The organism is Shewanella sp. HL-SH2, assembly GCF_051164935.1.
GTDB lineage: Bacteria > Pseudomonadota > Gammaproteobacteria > Enterobacterales > Shewanellaceae > Shewanella > Shewanella glacialimarina.
Genome location: NZ_CP195035.1, coordinates 3,548,596 through 3,565,595 on the forward strand (window position 1 = coordinate 3,548,596; position 17,000 = coordinate 3,565,595).

The following is a 17,000-nucleotide window of genomic DNA, read 5'->3' on the forward strand; positions in this document are numbered from 1 at the left end:
GTAAAAAAACAACACTTAGTCTCATTTGTGTTAACAGACTTTTGACAAACCCCATGGATTCTGAAAAAGTAGGCAAATCAACGCTTCTACTTGGCATCTACGAGAACAAGAAAAATAAAAATTATGCCTAAAATCTTATCTTTACTCTTATTTCTTTTTGCTTTTTTTCAAGCATCATTCGCTATGTCGATGTCTTTTTCGGACTTTAACGAAGAACAGCTAGATATTATTCTCAATTATGATTCATACACAGTCGCAGATGGTCTTTCTCAAAATACAGTAACCAGCATAGTTGAAGACAGTGAAGGCTACATTTGGATTGGTACTGTTAATGGCTTAAACCGTTTTGATGGCACAGAATTCACCCATTTTTATGCTGAAGATAATGGAAGCGGCCTACCCAGCTCATTTATTCGAAATCTAATCATAGATGATCAAGATAGATTACTAGTGGGTACTGATAAAGGTTTAGCAATATTCGATAAATATACAGAAACCTTCTCATTAGCAAAAAAAAATCATCCTATATCAAATTCTGTTATTTGGGCTTTGCATAGTGAAAATGGAATTAATTATGTTGGTTTGAATAATGAAATTTATGTTTTCAATGAAAACTTTTCACATGAAATGAAAAATATATCAAATGAAAAATTCAAAGAAATAAAAAAAATTAGAATACGAAATTCTAATGTAGTTGTTAGAAATTATGATGGAACTATTTTTGAAAACACTAACAGCAACCTACTAAAACTATATGATAACACTAGTGACTTTGAAATTTTAGGAAATAGAATAATTTATTCATCTAAAGATGGAATTTATTTTGAAAAAGAAAAGATTTCATCACAACACACTCTAAATTTATCAAAAATAAAGAATAAAGATATTGCCTTAGGGTTTACTTCTGACGAAATCATTTTTCTAGAAAAAAATGAAAAATCAATTAACTTACGAACCATAGGAAAAACAAACTCCAGCAATACAATGAATGGACTGCTAATGTCATATTCGACAATTGAAAAAATATTCATATCAAATTACACTGATGGTGTAAAATTTATATCAATTGAAAACAATCTAGCAAAAAAAATAAATAAAGAAACCAAAAACATTTTTTCAACCACAGAGAATAACGCCTCTTTTTTTGTTGCGGCTGAAGAAAAAAATATTATTGAATTTAATAAAGATTTAATACAAAAAAGAGTTATAAATTCATTCTCTGGACATAAATCAATTGCTGCAACTAACATAAGCATCTTTATAGGTTCGTCACATGGTTTGTATAAAGTAAATTTAAAAACTGAGGAAAGTGAGCTTTTAGTATTAGATAACATCATGAAAGTTAAAAAGCATGATGATAAAATATTTGCAGCGAGCTTTAATGGCTTAATTTATATTTATGAGACTAAAAGTAAAATAATAACAAAAATTGATACAAAACTAAACCACCCTATTTATGACGTAAAAATCATTAATGACAGCATTTACATCGCATCCCAAAAAGGCTTATATAAATACACTAATGATCATTTAATTAAAATTTTTGACAACGAGTTGGTTGCAAGTATTCAGGAATACCAAGGTACTTTATACTTAGGTACACGCACAGCAATTCTTACATATAATCTAAAAAATAAAATGCTACATGAAATTTTAAAAAACGGTAAAATAACATACTCAATAGACATTGTGGATAACATTTTAATTGCACCATCAAATATGGAAGTAAACTTAATAGATTTAAAAAACAATAAGAAAGTTAAGCTTTTACCAAACAATGGAATCCTTCCTGATTTTACAACGCAAGCAACTCTTAACTTCAGTAAAGGATTACTATTAGGTGGGAGCTATGGTTTAAACTATATAAACCCTAGAAGAATAATCAATCATATATCTGAACACAAAGATGTAAATTTATCATACAAAAGCCTTTCCATTTTCAATCAGCCAATACATTCAGGAGGTAAAATATTAGACAAGCCTATGAAATATAAAAAAACAATTTCACTTAACCACTCAGATTATCCATTTACAATAGATTTTAACATTATTGGTAAAAACACAAGTGACTATAATTTTTTTTATATGTTAGAAAAAATCGATTCAGACTGGCTTCCTACAAAGAATGATAGTTCTGCCACATATACAAACTTACCTCATGGTGAGTATCAATTTTCAGTTTATGCTGAAAATAAAATCACAGAACAAAAAACAAAAATAAAAAATCTTAAAGTAATTATAAATCCCCCTTGGTGGCTTTCAACAAGAGCCCAAATGATATACAGCTTCATCTCGTTAATTTTATTTTTATTAATAACTAAAGCCATTTTACGCCGTAGAGAAATCCAAAAACAAATCGTACTCAGTGAAGAGCGTCTTAAACTTTCACTTTGGGGCAGCGGCGATGAGATGTGGGACTGGGACATAGAGAGCGGAAAAATATTTCGCTCCAATATTTGGGGCACACTAGACTTCCCTCAAGATGGACATCGCTCAGGAAAAATAGGTGAAGAAAGTAATATTCATCCTATAGATCAACCTAGAGTGCAAAAAGCCCTTAATGATCATTTTAGCAGTATCACAGATCACTTCGAAATCGCTTATCGAGTGAAGGGTCGCAATGACCAATGGATGTGGATTTTAGACAGAGCCAAAATCGTTGAACGCGACCAGAAAGATCATCCAGTTCGTATGACAGGAACAATTAAAGACATTAATAATATTAAACAAGTTGAAGAACAGCTTAAACTTTTTGCCCGCGCAATTGAAAATATTTCAGAGGGAATGTTCATTCTCAACCAAGATTATGTATTTGTTGAAGTTAACGAAGCATGCTGCGAGATCGCACAATGTAGTCACGATAATTTTTTAGAGCAGCAACTTGAGTTTACTCGTTATCCTAATTCTTATTCAGAGCAAATTAGAAGTGCATTACGTCAACAAGGAAGTTGGAATGGTGAAATAGAAGCCAATAAAGGTGATGGTAGCTTCTTTTTAATGGAATTAACCATAGATGCTATGTATGACGAGCAAGGTGAAACAAGTCATTATGTAGGTGTTTTTTCAGATATCACCCGCCGTAAACAACAAGAAGAAGAATTACGTAAATTAACTAACAACGACTTACTCACTGGACTACCAAATCGCTCAAGTTTACAAGTCACTTTAAACAACCTAGTAAAGAAAGATATTCACCATACTTTAATGGTATTAGACTTAGATAATTTTAAACGCATAAACGACTCTCTAGGGCATCAAGTCGGTGATGAGTTACTTATATCTGTTGCAGAACGCATTAGAACTTCAATCCCAAGTCATGCCAGTTTATATCGACTGGGTGGTGATGAATTCGCATTACTTATTGACCAGAACCCCGATATTGGCTCTAGTGCCATGATTGCCTCTAACATTATTCAATCACTAAAACCCGCATTTGAAATTAATGGGGACTTTTTGGTACTAGGTATTAGTATTGGCATTGTACTTTATCCAGAAGATGAGCAAAACGAGCAAGCATTGTTACGCAAAGCAGATATTGCTATGTACCATGCAAAATCTGCCGGTGGTAGTCGCTATCAATTCTATTCTGAGTCCCTAAACCAGAATGCATTACGACAACTAGAAGTTGAAAATTTAATTCGTGAAGCATTAAAGGAAGATTTTTTTGAAGTCTACTACCAGCCTAAAGTCGATTTAAAAAATGATTGCTTAGCAGGTATGGAAGCACTCGTCAGATTAAACCACCCTAAACATGGCATTATTCCGCCTAATGATTTTATCCCACTTGCTGAAGAAAACGGCTTAATAGTTGAGATTGGTGATGTTGTGTTGCGAAAGGCGTGTTTTGCTGCGCAGAAGTGGTTGGAGCAAGGCTTATTTAGTGGCCGGGTTGCCGTCAATTTATCGTCACGTCAATTTGCTCTCCCAGATTTACAGCAAAGAATAGAGTCAATTTTACGGCTTACCAAGCTACCGGCTCACCATTTAGAGTTAGAGATCACCGAAGGAACGGTAATTAAAAACCCCGAAAATGCCATAAAAGTGATGCAACAACTCGCAAAAATGGGCGTTAGTCTTGCTTTAGATGACTTTGGTACGGGTTACTCATCATTATCCTATCTTAAGCGCTTTCCAATCAATTGCTTAAAAATTGACAAATCATTTGTCGACGATATAGACAAATCTGATCGCGACTTAAAAATGGTCGATTCTATTATTACTATTGCCCACAATATGGGGTTAACTGTGGTAGGAGAAGGTGTAGAGCAGGCCGCTCAGCTTAATATTTTAAAAGCTCTTAATTGTGAGGAAATACAAGGATATATATTTAGTAAACCTGTGCCTGAAAAAGACTTCGAAGCTCTGTTAACTGCAGATGTGGATAAAGTAAGACTTCGTAAGAAACCATAAACAAAACAAATATCACACCTTTAATCAACATTGGCACAAGAACTGCTTTTAAATCGTTAGTTGTCAAAAATAACAATTTAATATTAACCCTGAGCCAAGAGAGACTAAAAATGATTAAAGGAATAATTGCACTTTCAATATTGACCGCTTTCCCAAGCTACGCGAATGTCTCTGAAGGTATGCTTTCGCATCAAACAGCTGCATTACCGACGATTAAAGTCTTAGACACACAAACTGCGGCATTGCCGACGATTAAAGTGTTAGACACACAAACTGCGGCATTGCCGACGATTAAAGTGTTAGACACGCAAACTGCGGCATTACCGACAATTAAAGTGTTAGACAAGCAAACCGCTGCATTACCGACGATTAAAGTATTAGACACACAAATTGCGGCATTACCGACAATTAAAGTGTTAGACACACAAACCGCTGCATTACCGACGATTAAAGTGTTAGACACGCAAACCGCTGCATTACCGACAATTAAAGTGTTAGACACACAAACCGCTGCATTACCGACAATTAAAGTACTAGACACTCAAACTGCTGCATTACCGACGATTAAAGTACTAGACACTCAAACTGCTGCATTACCGACGATTAAAGTACTAGACACTCAAACTGCTGCATTACCGACGATTAAAGTACTAGACACTCAAACTGCTGCATTACCGACGATTAAAGTACTAGACACTCAAACTGCTGCATTACCGACGATTAAAGTACTAGACACTCAAACTGCTGCATTACCGACGATTAAAGTACTAGATACTCAAACTGCATAAGGAATATAACTATGTTTAATTCATTGAAAATTGCATTGGGTTTAGCTAAACCAGCTCGTAAGAAAGTTAAATTGCCTGCAGGCTTAGAGCGTTTAGAAGTGACTCAAGCTAAAGCCTGGTGGAAATAACTAAGCGGGTATTAATAAAAAAGGAGCTGCGAGCTCCTTTTTTGTTGTTTAGACATTTGCTGTTATTAAACAAACAGATAATGATTTACAGGATCCTTTACCAGTCTAAATAATCATCTAGCCAATTCTTTTATCTAATTCATCAGGCAAACATATTTTATGAACGCACTAAGCCTCAAAAACTCGCTCTATGGGCGCCTAAACCTTCAACTTTACGATAAGCTAAATGTTTATGAGTAGTGAATAATGGGTATGCCACAGGCCCTAAAACCACGCCAACCAATGCCCAACGTTTAACCGCTAAACCTGCATAATAAGCAGAGAAGCCAAGAAAAATGCTACTCAACACAAATAATAAAGCGAGTAATAACCAATCTAATTGAAAAACCACTGAAACCTCTTTATATCTTCAGTTAACTGCATTCCATCATAATAATGGCTAAAAACACTGCACAGCAGCATTCCATTTTCAGCCTAGGCTATCTGTATTATTAAAACTGCCTTTAGTTTCGCCCAAATTGATACATCTTAATAATACTAAAAGATTACAAACTAACCGCATTATAGCCTAAAGCACCACTCACTTCGATTAAAATTCAGGCAAAAGTATTCCGGCAAGGTAATAAAAAGCGGCAAATAATTGCCGATTTTTTAATCCCCACTAAATCTAGTGACTCAGTATTCATCAGTTAGTATGAAAATGAGTTCCTTCAGTTGCCATATTTTTTAGCATTTCACAGGGAGCAAAACGATCACCATAAAGTTTCTGATAACGATTTAAGGTATCAACCAGGTTTTTAGGCCCTAATGAATCAATATAACGGAAAGGGCCGCCTAAAAATGGTGGGAAACCAATACCAAAAATAGCACCAATATCACCATCTCTTGCGTTAGCAATGATGCCCTCTTCTAGGCAACGAACCGCTTCGTTAAGCATTTGAATAGTACAGCGCTCGGCAACTTCTTTTGCTTCTTTATCAGATGAAGCTTTAATACCTAATACGCCATAAACCGATTCATCAACCAACTTGGCTTTTTTCGCTTTAGGGCCATATTGATAAAAACCTTTGCCGTTTTTACGCCCTTTACGATCATCGGCAAGTAACTTATCAAATGCCGCTGGTGCTGAAAAACGCGCCCCCAACTCTTTTTCTAAAATAGGCGATATTTTAGCCCCAACATCAATGCCCACTTCATCTAATAAAGTCATTGGGCCGACCGGAAAGCCAAACTTAATTAATGAACGGTCAAGATGTTCAATTCGCTGACCTTCAAGTAATAATTGCGCGGCCTCATTCATGTAAAGCGCAAGAATACGATTGACGTAAAATCCCGCCCCATCTTGAACCACAATAGGTGTTTTACCTTGCTTACGGGCAAAGGCTACAGTAGTGGCGATAGTTTCAGGTGAAGTAGTCTTGTGGGCAATCACTTCCACTAACGGCATTTTTTCAACCGGTGAAAAATAATGCAAGCCAATCACATTTTCAGGACGCGCTGCAGCAGCAGCGATTTGACCAATAGGTAATGATGAAGTGTTAGAAGCAAAAATAGTATTTTCACCACATTCACGCTCAACATCCTTAACCATTTGATGCTTTAATGCTAAGTCTTCAAATACAGCTTCAACTACGATATCAGCATCTTTGATACCTTTATAATCAGTTGTAGTTGTCATAAGAGACATCACATTGTCACGGGCAGCAGGCGTCATATGACGGCGCTTAACACCTTTATCCAGCAGCTTATAGGCATAAGCTAAAGCATTGCTTAGCCCTTGCTCTGAAATATCTTTGACCCGTACCGGTATTTTAGCTTTAGTTGTGGTGACAGAAGCAATACCGCCGCCCATTAAACCGCCGCCTAACACCATGGCTTTTTTAACTATGCGAGGCTCAGCACCTTCAGCACCGGTTTCTTTTTTCATTTCGGTGGTAGCAAAGAAAATACTGCGCAGTGCAGCTGACTCTTTGGACATTACTAAATTAGCAAAATGAGTCGCTTCGATTTCTAAGCCTTTTGCCATACCTTTATTTAAGCCCTGGCGAACACAGTCAATAATTTTCCCAGGAGCTGGATAATTGCCGGCTGTTTTCTTTTCGACTTGTTTACGCGCTTGATCAAACATGATGTCACGGGTAAATGAGGTTGACTCTAAAAATTGATTTAACTTTGACGGCTTAATCGGTTTGGCAGCGCTTTTACCTTTTTTAGCAAGCTCAATTGCGGTAGCAAGCAAAATTGAGTTAGGTACCACATCATTCACTAAACCCATTTTTAATGCTTGTTTGGGACGAACTTGCTTACCCGTTAGCATTAAATCTAAGGCTGTTGCTACGCCCACTAAACGAGGTAAACGTTGTGTTCCACCGCCACCAGGTAACAAGCCTAGCTGTACTTCAGGTACACCAAGTACGGTTTTGCTATCATCGCTACATACACGTAAATGACACGCCAAAGCCAGCTCTAAACCACCGCCTAAACACGCGCCGTTTATCGCAGCAACTACCGGAATAGTCAAACCTTCTAGCTCATTAAATACCACATGTCCCTGCTGTGATAAGTCTTTTGCGTCTTGTTCACTTTTACAAGCGGCCAACATACTGATATCAGCACCGGCAACAAATGAATCTTTTTTGCCAGAAACAACAACTAGCCCTTTAATGCTAGCATCGGTTTTTATTTCGATGAGTATTTCTGAAATCTCAGCACCAAATTCAGCTTTTAAGGTGTTCATGGTTTCACCAGGAACATCCATAGTCAAAATAGCGATACCGTCGTCACGACGTTTTAAATTAAATGTCTTTTCCATTGTAATTACTCCACTTCCACGATCATTGCAGCACCTAAACCACCCGCGGCACACGCCGTTGCCAAACCAGTTCCACCACCACGGCGCTTAAGTTCTTGACACACTTGGGTGATTAAACGAGTTCCGGTTGCCGCAAAAGGATGACCATAAGCTAATGAGCCACCTAACACGTTAAATTTACTCATGTCGATTTCACCAATTGCGCGATTACGACCTAATTTTTCTGCCGCAAACTTCTTCGAACCAAACATCTGCATATTGGCAAGAGTTTGGGCAGCAAATGCTTCATGCATTTCAACTAAGGTTAAATCTTCTAATTCCATACCGGCACGTTTCAGCGCTAACGGTGTAGCATATGACGGGCCCATTAACATATCTTGCCAAACGTCAATCGCAGTAAAGGCGTAACTTTTAATGTAACCAATAGGCTGATACCCAAGCGCTTTAGCTCGGCCTTCACTCATTAAGATGATTGCTGATGCACCATCGGTTAATGGCGTACTGTTAGCCGCGGTGACTGTACCGTGTTTACGGTCAAAAGCTGGACGAAGCTTGGCGTAAGACTCTAGTACTGAATCTTCACGGATATTGTTATCACGGTCGATAAACTGCTTATAAGGTGGAATATGCGCCGCCATCACTTCTTGTTGCAACACGCCTGAGTTCCACGTTTGTGTTGCAAGCGTGTGTGAACGGTGGGCTAATGCATCTTGATCAGCACGGCTAATACCGTAAGTCTTAGCCATCTGTTCCGCGGTTTGCCCCATAGATAAACCGGTTGAATACTCTGCTACGGCAGGCGGTACAGGCATTAAATCTTTCAAACCTAAACGGCGCATAATGGCAAATTTTTGCTGGAAGGTACGCGCCTTGTTTAAGTCAACTAATGCATGAGCTAACTTTTTAGACACGCCAATGGGCAATACAGATGAAGAATCAGCACCACCAGCAATACCGATTTCAACATTACCGGTCATGATGGATTCAGCAACGTTAACCGCTGATTGGAAGGATGTCGCACACGCGCGAGTAACACTGTAAGCATCGGTAGAAACATCCATACCTGTGCCTAGCACGATTTCACGGGCAATGTTTGGCGCCGCTGGCATTTGAACAACTTGGCCATAGACTAATTGTTCAATAGTTTTGGGATCTAATTCTGAGCGAGACAACAACTCATTAACTACCATTTTGCCCATATCTAATGCTGATACGCCATGGAATGCGGTAGCCTGCTTTGCAAAAGGCGTTCTTAAGCCGGCGACGATTGCAATACGCTCTCCGCGGGCATTTGTTACCTGTTGTCTATCACTCATTTTTCACCCTCTTTTTATAGTTAACCTGGCGACACAAGCTCAAGTTGTTAATATCCGTTTCGCCCGACCATAGTGGTCAGACCATCAAAGTGTGATTTGATTCTAACTTTTTATTTACTGGTTTTAAACACCTGTTTAGATATATCTTGCAATAGCACTATATCTGCCGTGACTGACTTTAGCTATTAACCGACAACTAACCGATAAAATCCCCTTAGTGTAGCTTATTGCGCTTATTGGTTTCATTAAGGGTTAAAATCTGTTAATCCTACTAGCTAAATCCATATAGAATTCATAACATAAGCCGCATTGTGTTTATGTTATTAGCAAATGATTGAGTAACCGTATGCCTTTAAGCCGATTTCATTCTTTAAGAACTTATCTCGACACTGTTATTTTAGGTCAACCTGTGTTGACTGAAAATCTTTTAATTGCCTTAGTAGCTAATGGTCACTTACTGGTTGAAGGCCCTCCAGGCCTAGCTAAAACCCGCGCAGTTAAAGCTCTGTGTGATGGGGTTGAAGGTGAGTTTCATCGTATTCAATTTACACCAGATTTATTGCCAGCAGATTTAACCGGTACTGACATTTATCGCCAGCAAACTGGCACATTTGAATTTGAAGCAGGTCCTATTTTTCATAACTTGATTCTAGCTGATGAAATAAATCGTGCCCCGGCTAAGGTACAATCAGCCTTATTAGAGGCCATGGCAGAAGGTCAAGTCACGGTAGGTAAAACCAGTTACCCTTTACCTAAGCTGTTTTTGGTGATGGCAACCCAAAACCCGTTAGAAAATGAAGGCACATACCCATTACCCGAGGCTCAGTTAGATCGTTTCTTAATGCACATAAATCTGGATTACCCAGATGCTGAAACTGAGTGCCTTATTTTACGTCAGTCACGTAAAGAAGCGATTAGCCATCAATTGCCCACTACTGAGCCTGTTGCGCAGGCAGATGTATTTGCCGCACGGGATCAAGCACTTGAAATTTATCTTGCAGACCCTCTTGAGCAATACATTGTTGAAATCGTTATGGCAACCCGTCAGCCTGAACGATACAGCCCTGAATTGGCTAAATGGTTAGAGTATGGCGTTAGTCCACGTGCCACTATTTCATTAGAACGTTGTGCCCGTGCAAGAGCTTGGCTTTATGGTCGTGATTATGTATCACCAGAAGATATTCAAGCCGTCGCGCCTAATGTGCTACGTCATCGTCTACTACTAAGCTATCAAGCGCAAGCTGAAGGCATAACCGCTGATCGCGTTATTGACACCATTTTGTCTCAAGTAGCAGTACCTTAAACAATGAGTACAGCAGAATTATCACTGCCGTTATTTAGTGATGGCATAAACTTGAACGAGCAGGAATTAATTGCCTGCCAAAGCTTGTCGCATGTTGTAGCTGACCGTAAAACACGCACAAAAGCGGCTATGGCTGGTCATAGGGCAAGTTTAGTCAAGGGCCGCGGTATGGAGTTTGCTGAGGTACGTCATTATCAAAATGGTGATGATGTACGCTCTATTGACTGGCGAGTTACCGCGCGTACCGGCGTGGCTCACACTAAATTGTTTATTGAAGAACGCGAACGTCCTATCCTATTACTAGTCGATTTAAGCCACAGTTTATATTTTGGCTCACAATTACTATTACAAGCAGTTCAGGCTGCCCACGTGGCCACAACCATAGCCTGGAGTGCGGTAAAGCATGGTGATAAACTCGGTGCATTAATTGCCAGTGAAACAACCCATTTAGAGCTCAAGCCCCGTAGCCGTAGACAAGGCATGTTACAACTGTCTTCAGGTTTAATTGATGTGCATCAAAAACAGCTCAATCAATTTGATAATTTGCCGCAAGACCCCGAACACATGTTCAAAGCTTGCCAGCGATTACAGCGGATAGCAAAACCGGGCTCTTTAGTATGGATCATTACCGATGGCCACCATTTCAGTCCACAATGCCTTGCGCCGCTAACACAACTAAAACGTCACTGTGATATAGGTGCATTTGTAATAACAGATCCGCTTCGCCAGGGGACACTGAATTTGCCTAAGCAGTTTGTTTTTCCGGTACGTGATGGCAAGCAGCAATTAACATTAACCCGCGACAGTTATCAAAAATGGTTAGTAGAGCAGCAAGTTGCCCAACAAGGCTTTGTGCAATTAATGAAGCAGCTTAATGTGCAGCCTAAATTCATCGATGCTGGTAAACCACTGAGTGACCAATTGGAATTATTACGCTAAATGTTACCTATTTTAATTAACTCAATCATAGCGTCGGCAGCCGCACCTGCCGCGGTGGCTAACCAAGATGTTTTGCCTTTAGCTCAAATGCATGACATTTTATTGCCTAACATGGTTTCTGCTATGCCAATTGCACCAGGCTATTGGCTATTACTTGTGCTATCTATCCTAATACTGAGCTGGATCATGGGTAAAGTTCTCAAGCAGCGTCGTTATCATGCGCCCCGAAAAACCGCGCTGAAAATATTACAATCAATGGACAGTAATGCAGATAACTTTGCCTCAGAGGTCAATAGCTTACTAAAATGTACCGCAATGACCTATTTACCAAGACAATCACTGGCACATTTAAATGGTCAACCGTGGTTTAATTGGCTAGATCAACGTTTACCAAAAACCAAACAACAGCTTATAGGTACGTTATTAGTCAAACGCCACCAGGCTAAAGGGCTCACACTTGAAGATAATCAGCAATTATTAATGCTGGCGAGTCTGTGGCTAGCCAATAAACATCCGTTTGAGCCTGTCAGCATTCAAGATACTGATAAACAGCATAAACAGGAGGCTGCATGTTAAGTGTCACTTGGCCTTTGGTGTTTATTTTATTGCCATTGCCGTTATTTTTTAGACAAACAAAAATCGTCGACCAAGGTGGACACCTGCAACTTCCCGGTGTCGGTCACGCCATCAAAAACCAAAGCCAACAAACGGTAAAACGCTCACGAAAATTATATTGGCTAATGTGGGTATGTTTATTGTGTGCAGTAGCAAGGCCCCAATGGCTGGGCGACCCGATAGAGTTACCGTCAAAAGGTCGTGATTTAATGATGGCTGTTGATTTATCAGGCAGTATGCAAATTGAAGATATGGTGATTGATGGCAAAATCGTCGACCGTTTCACCTTAATTCAGCATGTGTTAGCCGACTTTATTGAACGTCGCAAAGGCGATCGCCTCGGATTAATATTATTTGCTGATCACGCTTATTTACAAGCGCCACTGACCCAAGATAGACGCTCGGTGGCAAAGTTTTTAACCGATGCACAAATTGGTTTAGTCGGCAAACAAACGGCTATTGGCGAAGCCATCGCATTAGCGGTAAAACGATTTGAAATGGTTGATGAAAGTAATCGGGTGCTGGTGTTGTTAACTGACGGTTCAAACAATGCTGGTAATATTGACCCCGAAATGGCAGCAGAAATAGCTGCAAAAAGAAACATTACTATTTATACCGTAGGTGTTGGCGCCGAGTTACTTGAGCGCCGTACTATTTTTGGTAAAGAGCGCATTAACCCATCAATGGATTTAGACGAAACTCAGTTACAAAAGCTAGCCGATATGACCAATGGGCAGTATTTTCGCGCTAGAAACAGTGAAGATCTGGCAAAAATTTATCAGACCATAGATACATTAGAGCCGGTTAGCCGCGATCAATTAAGTTATCGCCCGAAGAAAGAATTATTCTATTGGCCTTTATTAATGTCTTTATTGCTCAGTATCTTAATTAGTGCCCAGCAACACTTTCAAGCTGGTCTGGTATTACCTTCATTTAAGCGTGGGGGCAAAATAGAATGATCCACTTTATCCGCCCAGAGTGGCTATTAGGTTTAGTGCCGCTTATTTTATTAAGCTTGCTATTTTGGCGCCGTCATCAGCAACAATCTGCTTGGAAAGCCTATATTGCGCCGCATCTAACCCGCATGCTGATAAGCGACAGTGCTGAACAAAGCAATAAACCTAAGGGGTTACTGGCATTTTGTTGGATTGTTGCAGTATTAGCATTAGCAGGTCCTGCTATCAGCAAACAAAATTTACCTGTATTTGCGACGGATCAAGGTAGAGTGTTGATTATGGACATGTCTTACTCCATGTACGCGACCGATCTGACTCCAAATAGATTATCCCACGCTCGCTTTCGCGCGACGGATTTACTGTCTGAAATAAAAGAAGGCGAAACGGGCTTAATTGCCTACGCCGGTGATGCTTTTACCATTAGTCCTTTGACCCGTGACAATGGCACTTTGTTGAACCTCTTGCCCACATTATCACCGGATATTATGCCTGTAAGAGGCTCTAATTTATCCTCAGCCATCACATTAGCACAGCAGCTTTTAGCCCAGGGCGGCCATATTACTGGTGATATTATTCTAATGACAGATGGGGTTTCAGATCAGCAATTTAACCAGGTATATGATGAATTAAAAAATAGCCGCTACCGTTTATCCATATTAGCCTTTGGCAGTAAAACCGGTGCCCCTATAAAGCTATCTGATGGCCAATTAATGCGCGATAGCAGCAATGAAGTGGTGGTCGCTAAAACCGATATTAAGTTGCTGCAAAAACTGGCTAAACAAGGTTCAGGAGTGTTAATTGCAGCGCAGTCAGATGGCAGCGATATCAAACAACTCATTCAATGGCTTGCTGAAGATGGCCAAGCAAAAGCCACTGAACTTGAAGGTGAATCATGGCAAGATTTAGGTCCCTATTTAGCATTATTATTATTGCTACCTGTGTTATTAAGCTTTAAACACGGTGTGCTAGCTAACCTTATGTTACCTACAGCCTGGCTACCTTTAGCTGGACTAATGGGTTTGTTAGCCTTCAGTACTGGCTATAGCAAGCCTGTACAGGCCAATATTTGGGATGACTTATGGCTGACAGCGGATCAACAAGCCCAGCAGGCTTTTGATAAAGAAGAGTATGCCAAAGCGGCGGCAAATTTCAGTCAACCTAATTGGCAGGCTAGCGCCCATTATAAGGCAGGAAATTACCAACAAGCGCTTGAAGGTTTTGAATTAGACAATAGCGCCGAAGGCTTATATAACCAAGCCAATAGTTTGATGCAGTTAGGAGATTTACCTGAAGCTATTAAGCGCTACCAACAAGCTTTAGAATTACGAGCTGATTTTATTGAGGCAGAAGAAAATCTAGCCATAGCACAAGAATTATTTGAACAACAGTCACAGCAAAATAAACAAGATAGCGATCAAAATGGTGAGCAGAAAAATGACTCGCAGGATAAAGATCAACAACAAAATGATCAAAATAACCAGCAGAACAGTCAGCAAAACCAGGACAAGCAAAACAGCAGCCAACCAAATGATCAGCAACAAGACTCTCAAGATTCAAGCTCAGACTCTGATCAGTCTAACCAGAACCAACAAGGCAAGCAGCCTGAGAATGCAGAGCAGGATAAACAATCTAAAAGCAATGAAACACCAGACAAACAACAGTCTGAAGATAGCCAAGACGAAAATCAGCAACAATCATCTGGCAGTCAACCCAATGATAAGCCTAATGATCAAGCAGAAGAAAATGCCGATAATGCTCAGTCTAAATCAGGCTCTTCAGAAAACTCAACCGCGGAAGATGAACCTGCACCAAGTAATGAAGCCAGTATGCAAGCCGATACTGAGCAAAGTACGGATGCTAAAAATGCTCAGCAATCAAATCAGCCAACGACTTCAGCAACACCTTTAGAAGAAACATTAGATGAGGATGGCAAGCCTATAAATCAGGTTATTAGTCCAACAACGATAGGCCAACAACCTTTGCCAGAAGATATGGAAAGAGCATTAAGAGCAATAAATGAGGATCCACAAGTATTGATCCGCAATAAAATGCAATTGGAATATCAAAAACGTCGTCAACAGGTCAAGGAAAAAGAACAGTGGTAATTCGAATTTTATTAAGCCTAATCCTTATTATTTTGGCCCCTTCGGTTATGGCGCTCACTCAAGTAGAAGCCAGTATCGACAAAAATCCGGTGAGTGAAGGTGAATACTTTGTGTTGAACATCAGCGCCGATGACGATCTCAATGCCGGCGCATTAGATACATCTTCATTACTGGATAACTTTATTGTTGGTCGCACAAGTGTGGGCAGAAGTACTCAAATGATAAACTTCAGCACCACCAAAGAAACTCGATGGCAAGTGCTGTTATCACCTAAATATACCGGTAAGGTGACTATTCCAGCGTTCACTATCGGCGGAGTAAGTTCATCGCCAATTACCCTGCAGGTTAATCCAGCAGGAAGTCAGCCTCAAGAAGCTGAAAATTTGTATATTGAAGTCAGCACTAATGTTGATGAAGCCTACGTTGGTCAGTTAATTAACTACAAGGTAAAACTCTATTTAGCCGTAGAATTGCAACGCGGTGTACTGGGTGCCCCTGTCGTCCAAGGTGCACAAATAAAACAAATTGGTGAAGATACCGACAGCACTGAAATCGTCAATGGTCGCCGCTTTAGAGTGATTGAGCGTAACTACGGTATTGTTGCAGGCTTACCTGGTGACATTATTATTAACGGTGCGACTTTTTCTGGTGATGTATTAATTGAAACACAAAACCGTGGCGGTATGTTTGGTTTTAATGAAAGTATTCCAATGCAAACTGAAGCCGAGCGGAAAGTGATTCAAATAAACAGCTACCCACCGAGTTATCAAGGTGAGTGGTTAGTGAGTGATTTAGTGTCCTTACGCGAAGTATGGCCCGATGATAAAACTACCTTTGAAGCAGGCAGCCCCATTACTCGGACCATCAGCTTAATTGCGATTAATGTTGATGAACATAGCCTTCCCGAGCTGACAATGCCTGCGACAGAAGGAATGAAGATTTATCCTGAGAAGCCGTTACGCCAAACGGGTATTCGTGATGGACAAGTGATTTCGCAATACAGCTTAACTGCCGCTATGGTGCCCACTAAACCGGGCACTTATACCCTGCCAGAAATAAAAGTACCTTGGTGGAATATTCAATTAAAGCAGCAGGAATATGCCATTTTACCTGCCAAAACCATTACCGTTATCGCCGGGCAAATGGCCGATAATGCACTACTGATTACGCCCCAAGCTCAATCTAACAATAGCGAGGATTACTGGCCATGGTTGACCGGATTATTTGCAGCACTATGGTTAATCACTTTAGTGTTATGGCGAAAAGCCGCAGGCCAAAGTCATCAAAATCAAGCTGGCGACATAAATATCAGCGTACGTCCATCAACGAATATGGCTAACTTAGCAGCCATAGTGGATGCCTGTGATCGTAATAATGTCAGCGATGTGATAAGCACGCTGCAACAGTATTTTTCAGCGATATTGAAGCGTAAAGTCACTTTGGCGGAAATTAGTCAGCTTTCTGAATTACTGTCACAAGCAATTAGCGTTTTGCAATCAGGCCGCTACAGCCAACATACAACCCCTGTGAATAAAAAACAGCTTATTGATGCTATCCAATCATATCAACCTAATAGCAATAAACAGACGGATTCAATCATAGCTAAACTGAATCCTTAAGGCCTATCA

Annotated in this window: 11 protein-coding genes; 8 read left to right on the forward strand and 3 right to left on the reverse strand. The window is 39.9% G+C overall.

All coding sequences use genetic code 11. The features are described 5' to 3' along the window. Window positions 1–123: 123 nt before the first annotated feature. Window positions 124–4,410: an EAL domain-containing protein gene (locus ACRWP9_RS15455; RefSeq protein ID WP_434926731.1), complete on the forward strand. Its 4,287-nt coding sequence runs from the start codon at window positions 124–126 to the stop codon at window positions 4,408–4,410. Window positions 4,411–4,520: 110 nt separating this feature from the next. Further along, entirely contained in the window at window positions 4,521–5,198 is a 678-nt protein-coding gene (locus tag ACRWP9_RS15460) for a hypothetical protein (protein ID WP_434926732.1), read from the forward strand. Window positions 5,199–5,501: 303 nt separating this feature from the next. On the opposite strand, the gene ACRWP9_RS15465 is transcribed toward ACRWP9_RS15460, so the two are convergent. The 3 genes from ACRWP9_RS15465 to fadI form a co-directional block, all read right to left on the reverse strand. Further along, entirely contained in the window at window positions 5,502–5,717 is a 216-nt protein-coding gene (locus tag ACRWP9_RS15465) for a hypothetical protein (RefSeq protein WP_434929154.1), read from the reverse strand. A gap of 294 nt (window positions 5,718–6,011) precedes the next feature. Further along, window positions 6,012–8,138 (reverse strand): fatty acid oxidation complex subunit alpha FadJ, encoded by a 2,127-nt coding sequence (gene fadJ / locus ACRWP9_RS15470; protein WP_434926733.1) that lies wholly within the window; start codon window positions 8,136–8,138, stop codon window positions 6,012–6,014. Window positions 8,139–8,143: 5 nt separating this feature from the next. Next, window positions 8,144–9,454, reverse strand: a complete 1,311-nt coding sequence (fadI, locus tag ACRWP9_RS15475) for an acetyl-CoA C-acyltransferase FadI (protein WP_235088956.1) — start codon at window positions 9,452–9,454, stop codon at window positions 8,144–8,146. A 346-nt stretch (window positions 9,455–9,800) separates the two neighbouring features. On the opposite strand from fadI, the gene ACRWP9_RS15480 reads away from it, so the two are divergent. From ACRWP9_RS15480 to ACRWP9_RS15505, 6 genes are read left to right on the forward strand one after another with little or no spacing between them, the layout of a single operon-like run. Next, window positions 9,801–10,757, forward strand: coding sequence for an AAA family ATPase (locus ACRWP9_RS15480; RefSeq protein WP_434926734.1), 957 nt, complete (start codon window positions 9,801–9,803; stop codon window positions 10,755–10,757). A 3-nt stretch (window positions 10,758–10,760) separates the two neighbouring features. Beyond that, the gene (locus ACRWP9_RS15485; RefSeq protein ID WP_434926735.1) at window positions 10,761–11,696 is read left to right on the forward strand and encodes a DUF58 domain-containing protein; all 936 of its coding nucleotides are present in this window, start codon (window positions 10,761–10,763) and stop codon (window positions 11,694–11,696) included. Next, the gene (locus tag ACRWP9_RS15490; RefSeq protein ID WP_434926736.1) at window positions 11,697–12,272 is read left to right on the forward strand and encodes a DUF4381 domain-containing protein; all 576 of its coding nucleotides are present in this window, start codon (window positions 11,697–11,699) and stop codon (window positions 12,270–12,272) included. Continuing rightward, the gene (locus ACRWP9_RS15495) at window positions 12,266–13,270 is read left to right on the forward strand and encodes a vWA domain-containing protein (protein WP_434926737.1); all 1,005 of its coding nucleotides are present in this window, start codon (window positions 12,266–12,268) and stop codon (window positions 13,268–13,270) included. Before ACRWP9_RS15490 ends, ACRWP9_RS15495 begins: the two co-directional genes overlap by 7 nt. Continuing rightward, a complete protein-coding gene (locus tag ACRWP9_RS15500) occupies window positions 13,267–15,372 on the forward strand; it encodes a VWA domain-containing protein (protein WP_434926738.1) in 2,106 nt (701 codons plus the stop codon). The genes ACRWP9_RS15495 and ACRWP9_RS15500 overlap by 4 nt, the downstream gene beginning before the upstream one ends. Next, on the forward strand, window positions 15,366–16,991 hold the full coding sequence (locus ACRWP9_RS15505; protein WP_434926739.1) for a BatD family protein: 1,626 nt from the start codon (window positions 15,366–15,368) through the stop codon (window positions 16,989–16,991). The genes ACRWP9_RS15500 and ACRWP9_RS15505 overlap by 7 nt, the downstream gene beginning before the upstream one ends. Window positions 16,992–17,000 lie beyond the last annotated feature (9 nt).

Bases quoted from the DNA above. Each gene is read 5' to 3' on its own strand.
- ACRWP9_RS15455 (WP_434926731.1), top strand. From the start codon at position 124: ATGCCTAAAATCTTATCTTTACTCTTATTTCTTTTTGCTTTTTTTCAA.
- ACRWP9_RS15460 (WP_434926732.1), top strand. From the start codon at position 4,521: ATGATTAAAGGAATAATTGCACTTTCAATATTGACCGCTTTCCCAAGC.
- fadJ (WP_434926733.1), bottom strand. From the start codon at position 8,138: ATGGAAAAGACATTTAATTTAAAACGTCGTGACGACGGTATCGCTATT.
- fadI (WP_235088956.1), bottom strand. From the start codon at position 9,454: ATGAGTGATAGACAACAGGTAACAAATGCCCGCGGAGAGCGTATTGCA.
- ACRWP9_RS15480 (WP_434926734.1), top strand. From the start codon at position 9,801: ATGCCTTTAAGCCGATTTCATTCTTTAAGAACTTATCTCGACACTGTT.
- ACRWP9_RS15485 (WP_434926735.1), top strand. From the start codon at position 10,761: ATGAGTACAGCAGAATTATCACTGCCGTTATTTAGTGATGGCATAAAC.
- ACRWP9_RS15490 (WP_434926736.1), top strand. From the start codon at position 11,697: ATGTTACCTATTTTAATTAACTCAATCATAGCGTCGGCAGCCGCACCT.
- ACRWP9_RS15495 (WP_434926737.1), top strand. From the start codon at position 12,266: ATGTTAAGTGTCACTTGGCCTTTGGTGTTTATTTTATTGCCATTGCCG.
- ACRWP9_RS15500 (WP_434926738.1), top strand. From the start codon at position 13,267: ATGATCCACTTTATCCGCCCAGAGTGGCTATTAGGTTTAGTGCCGCTT.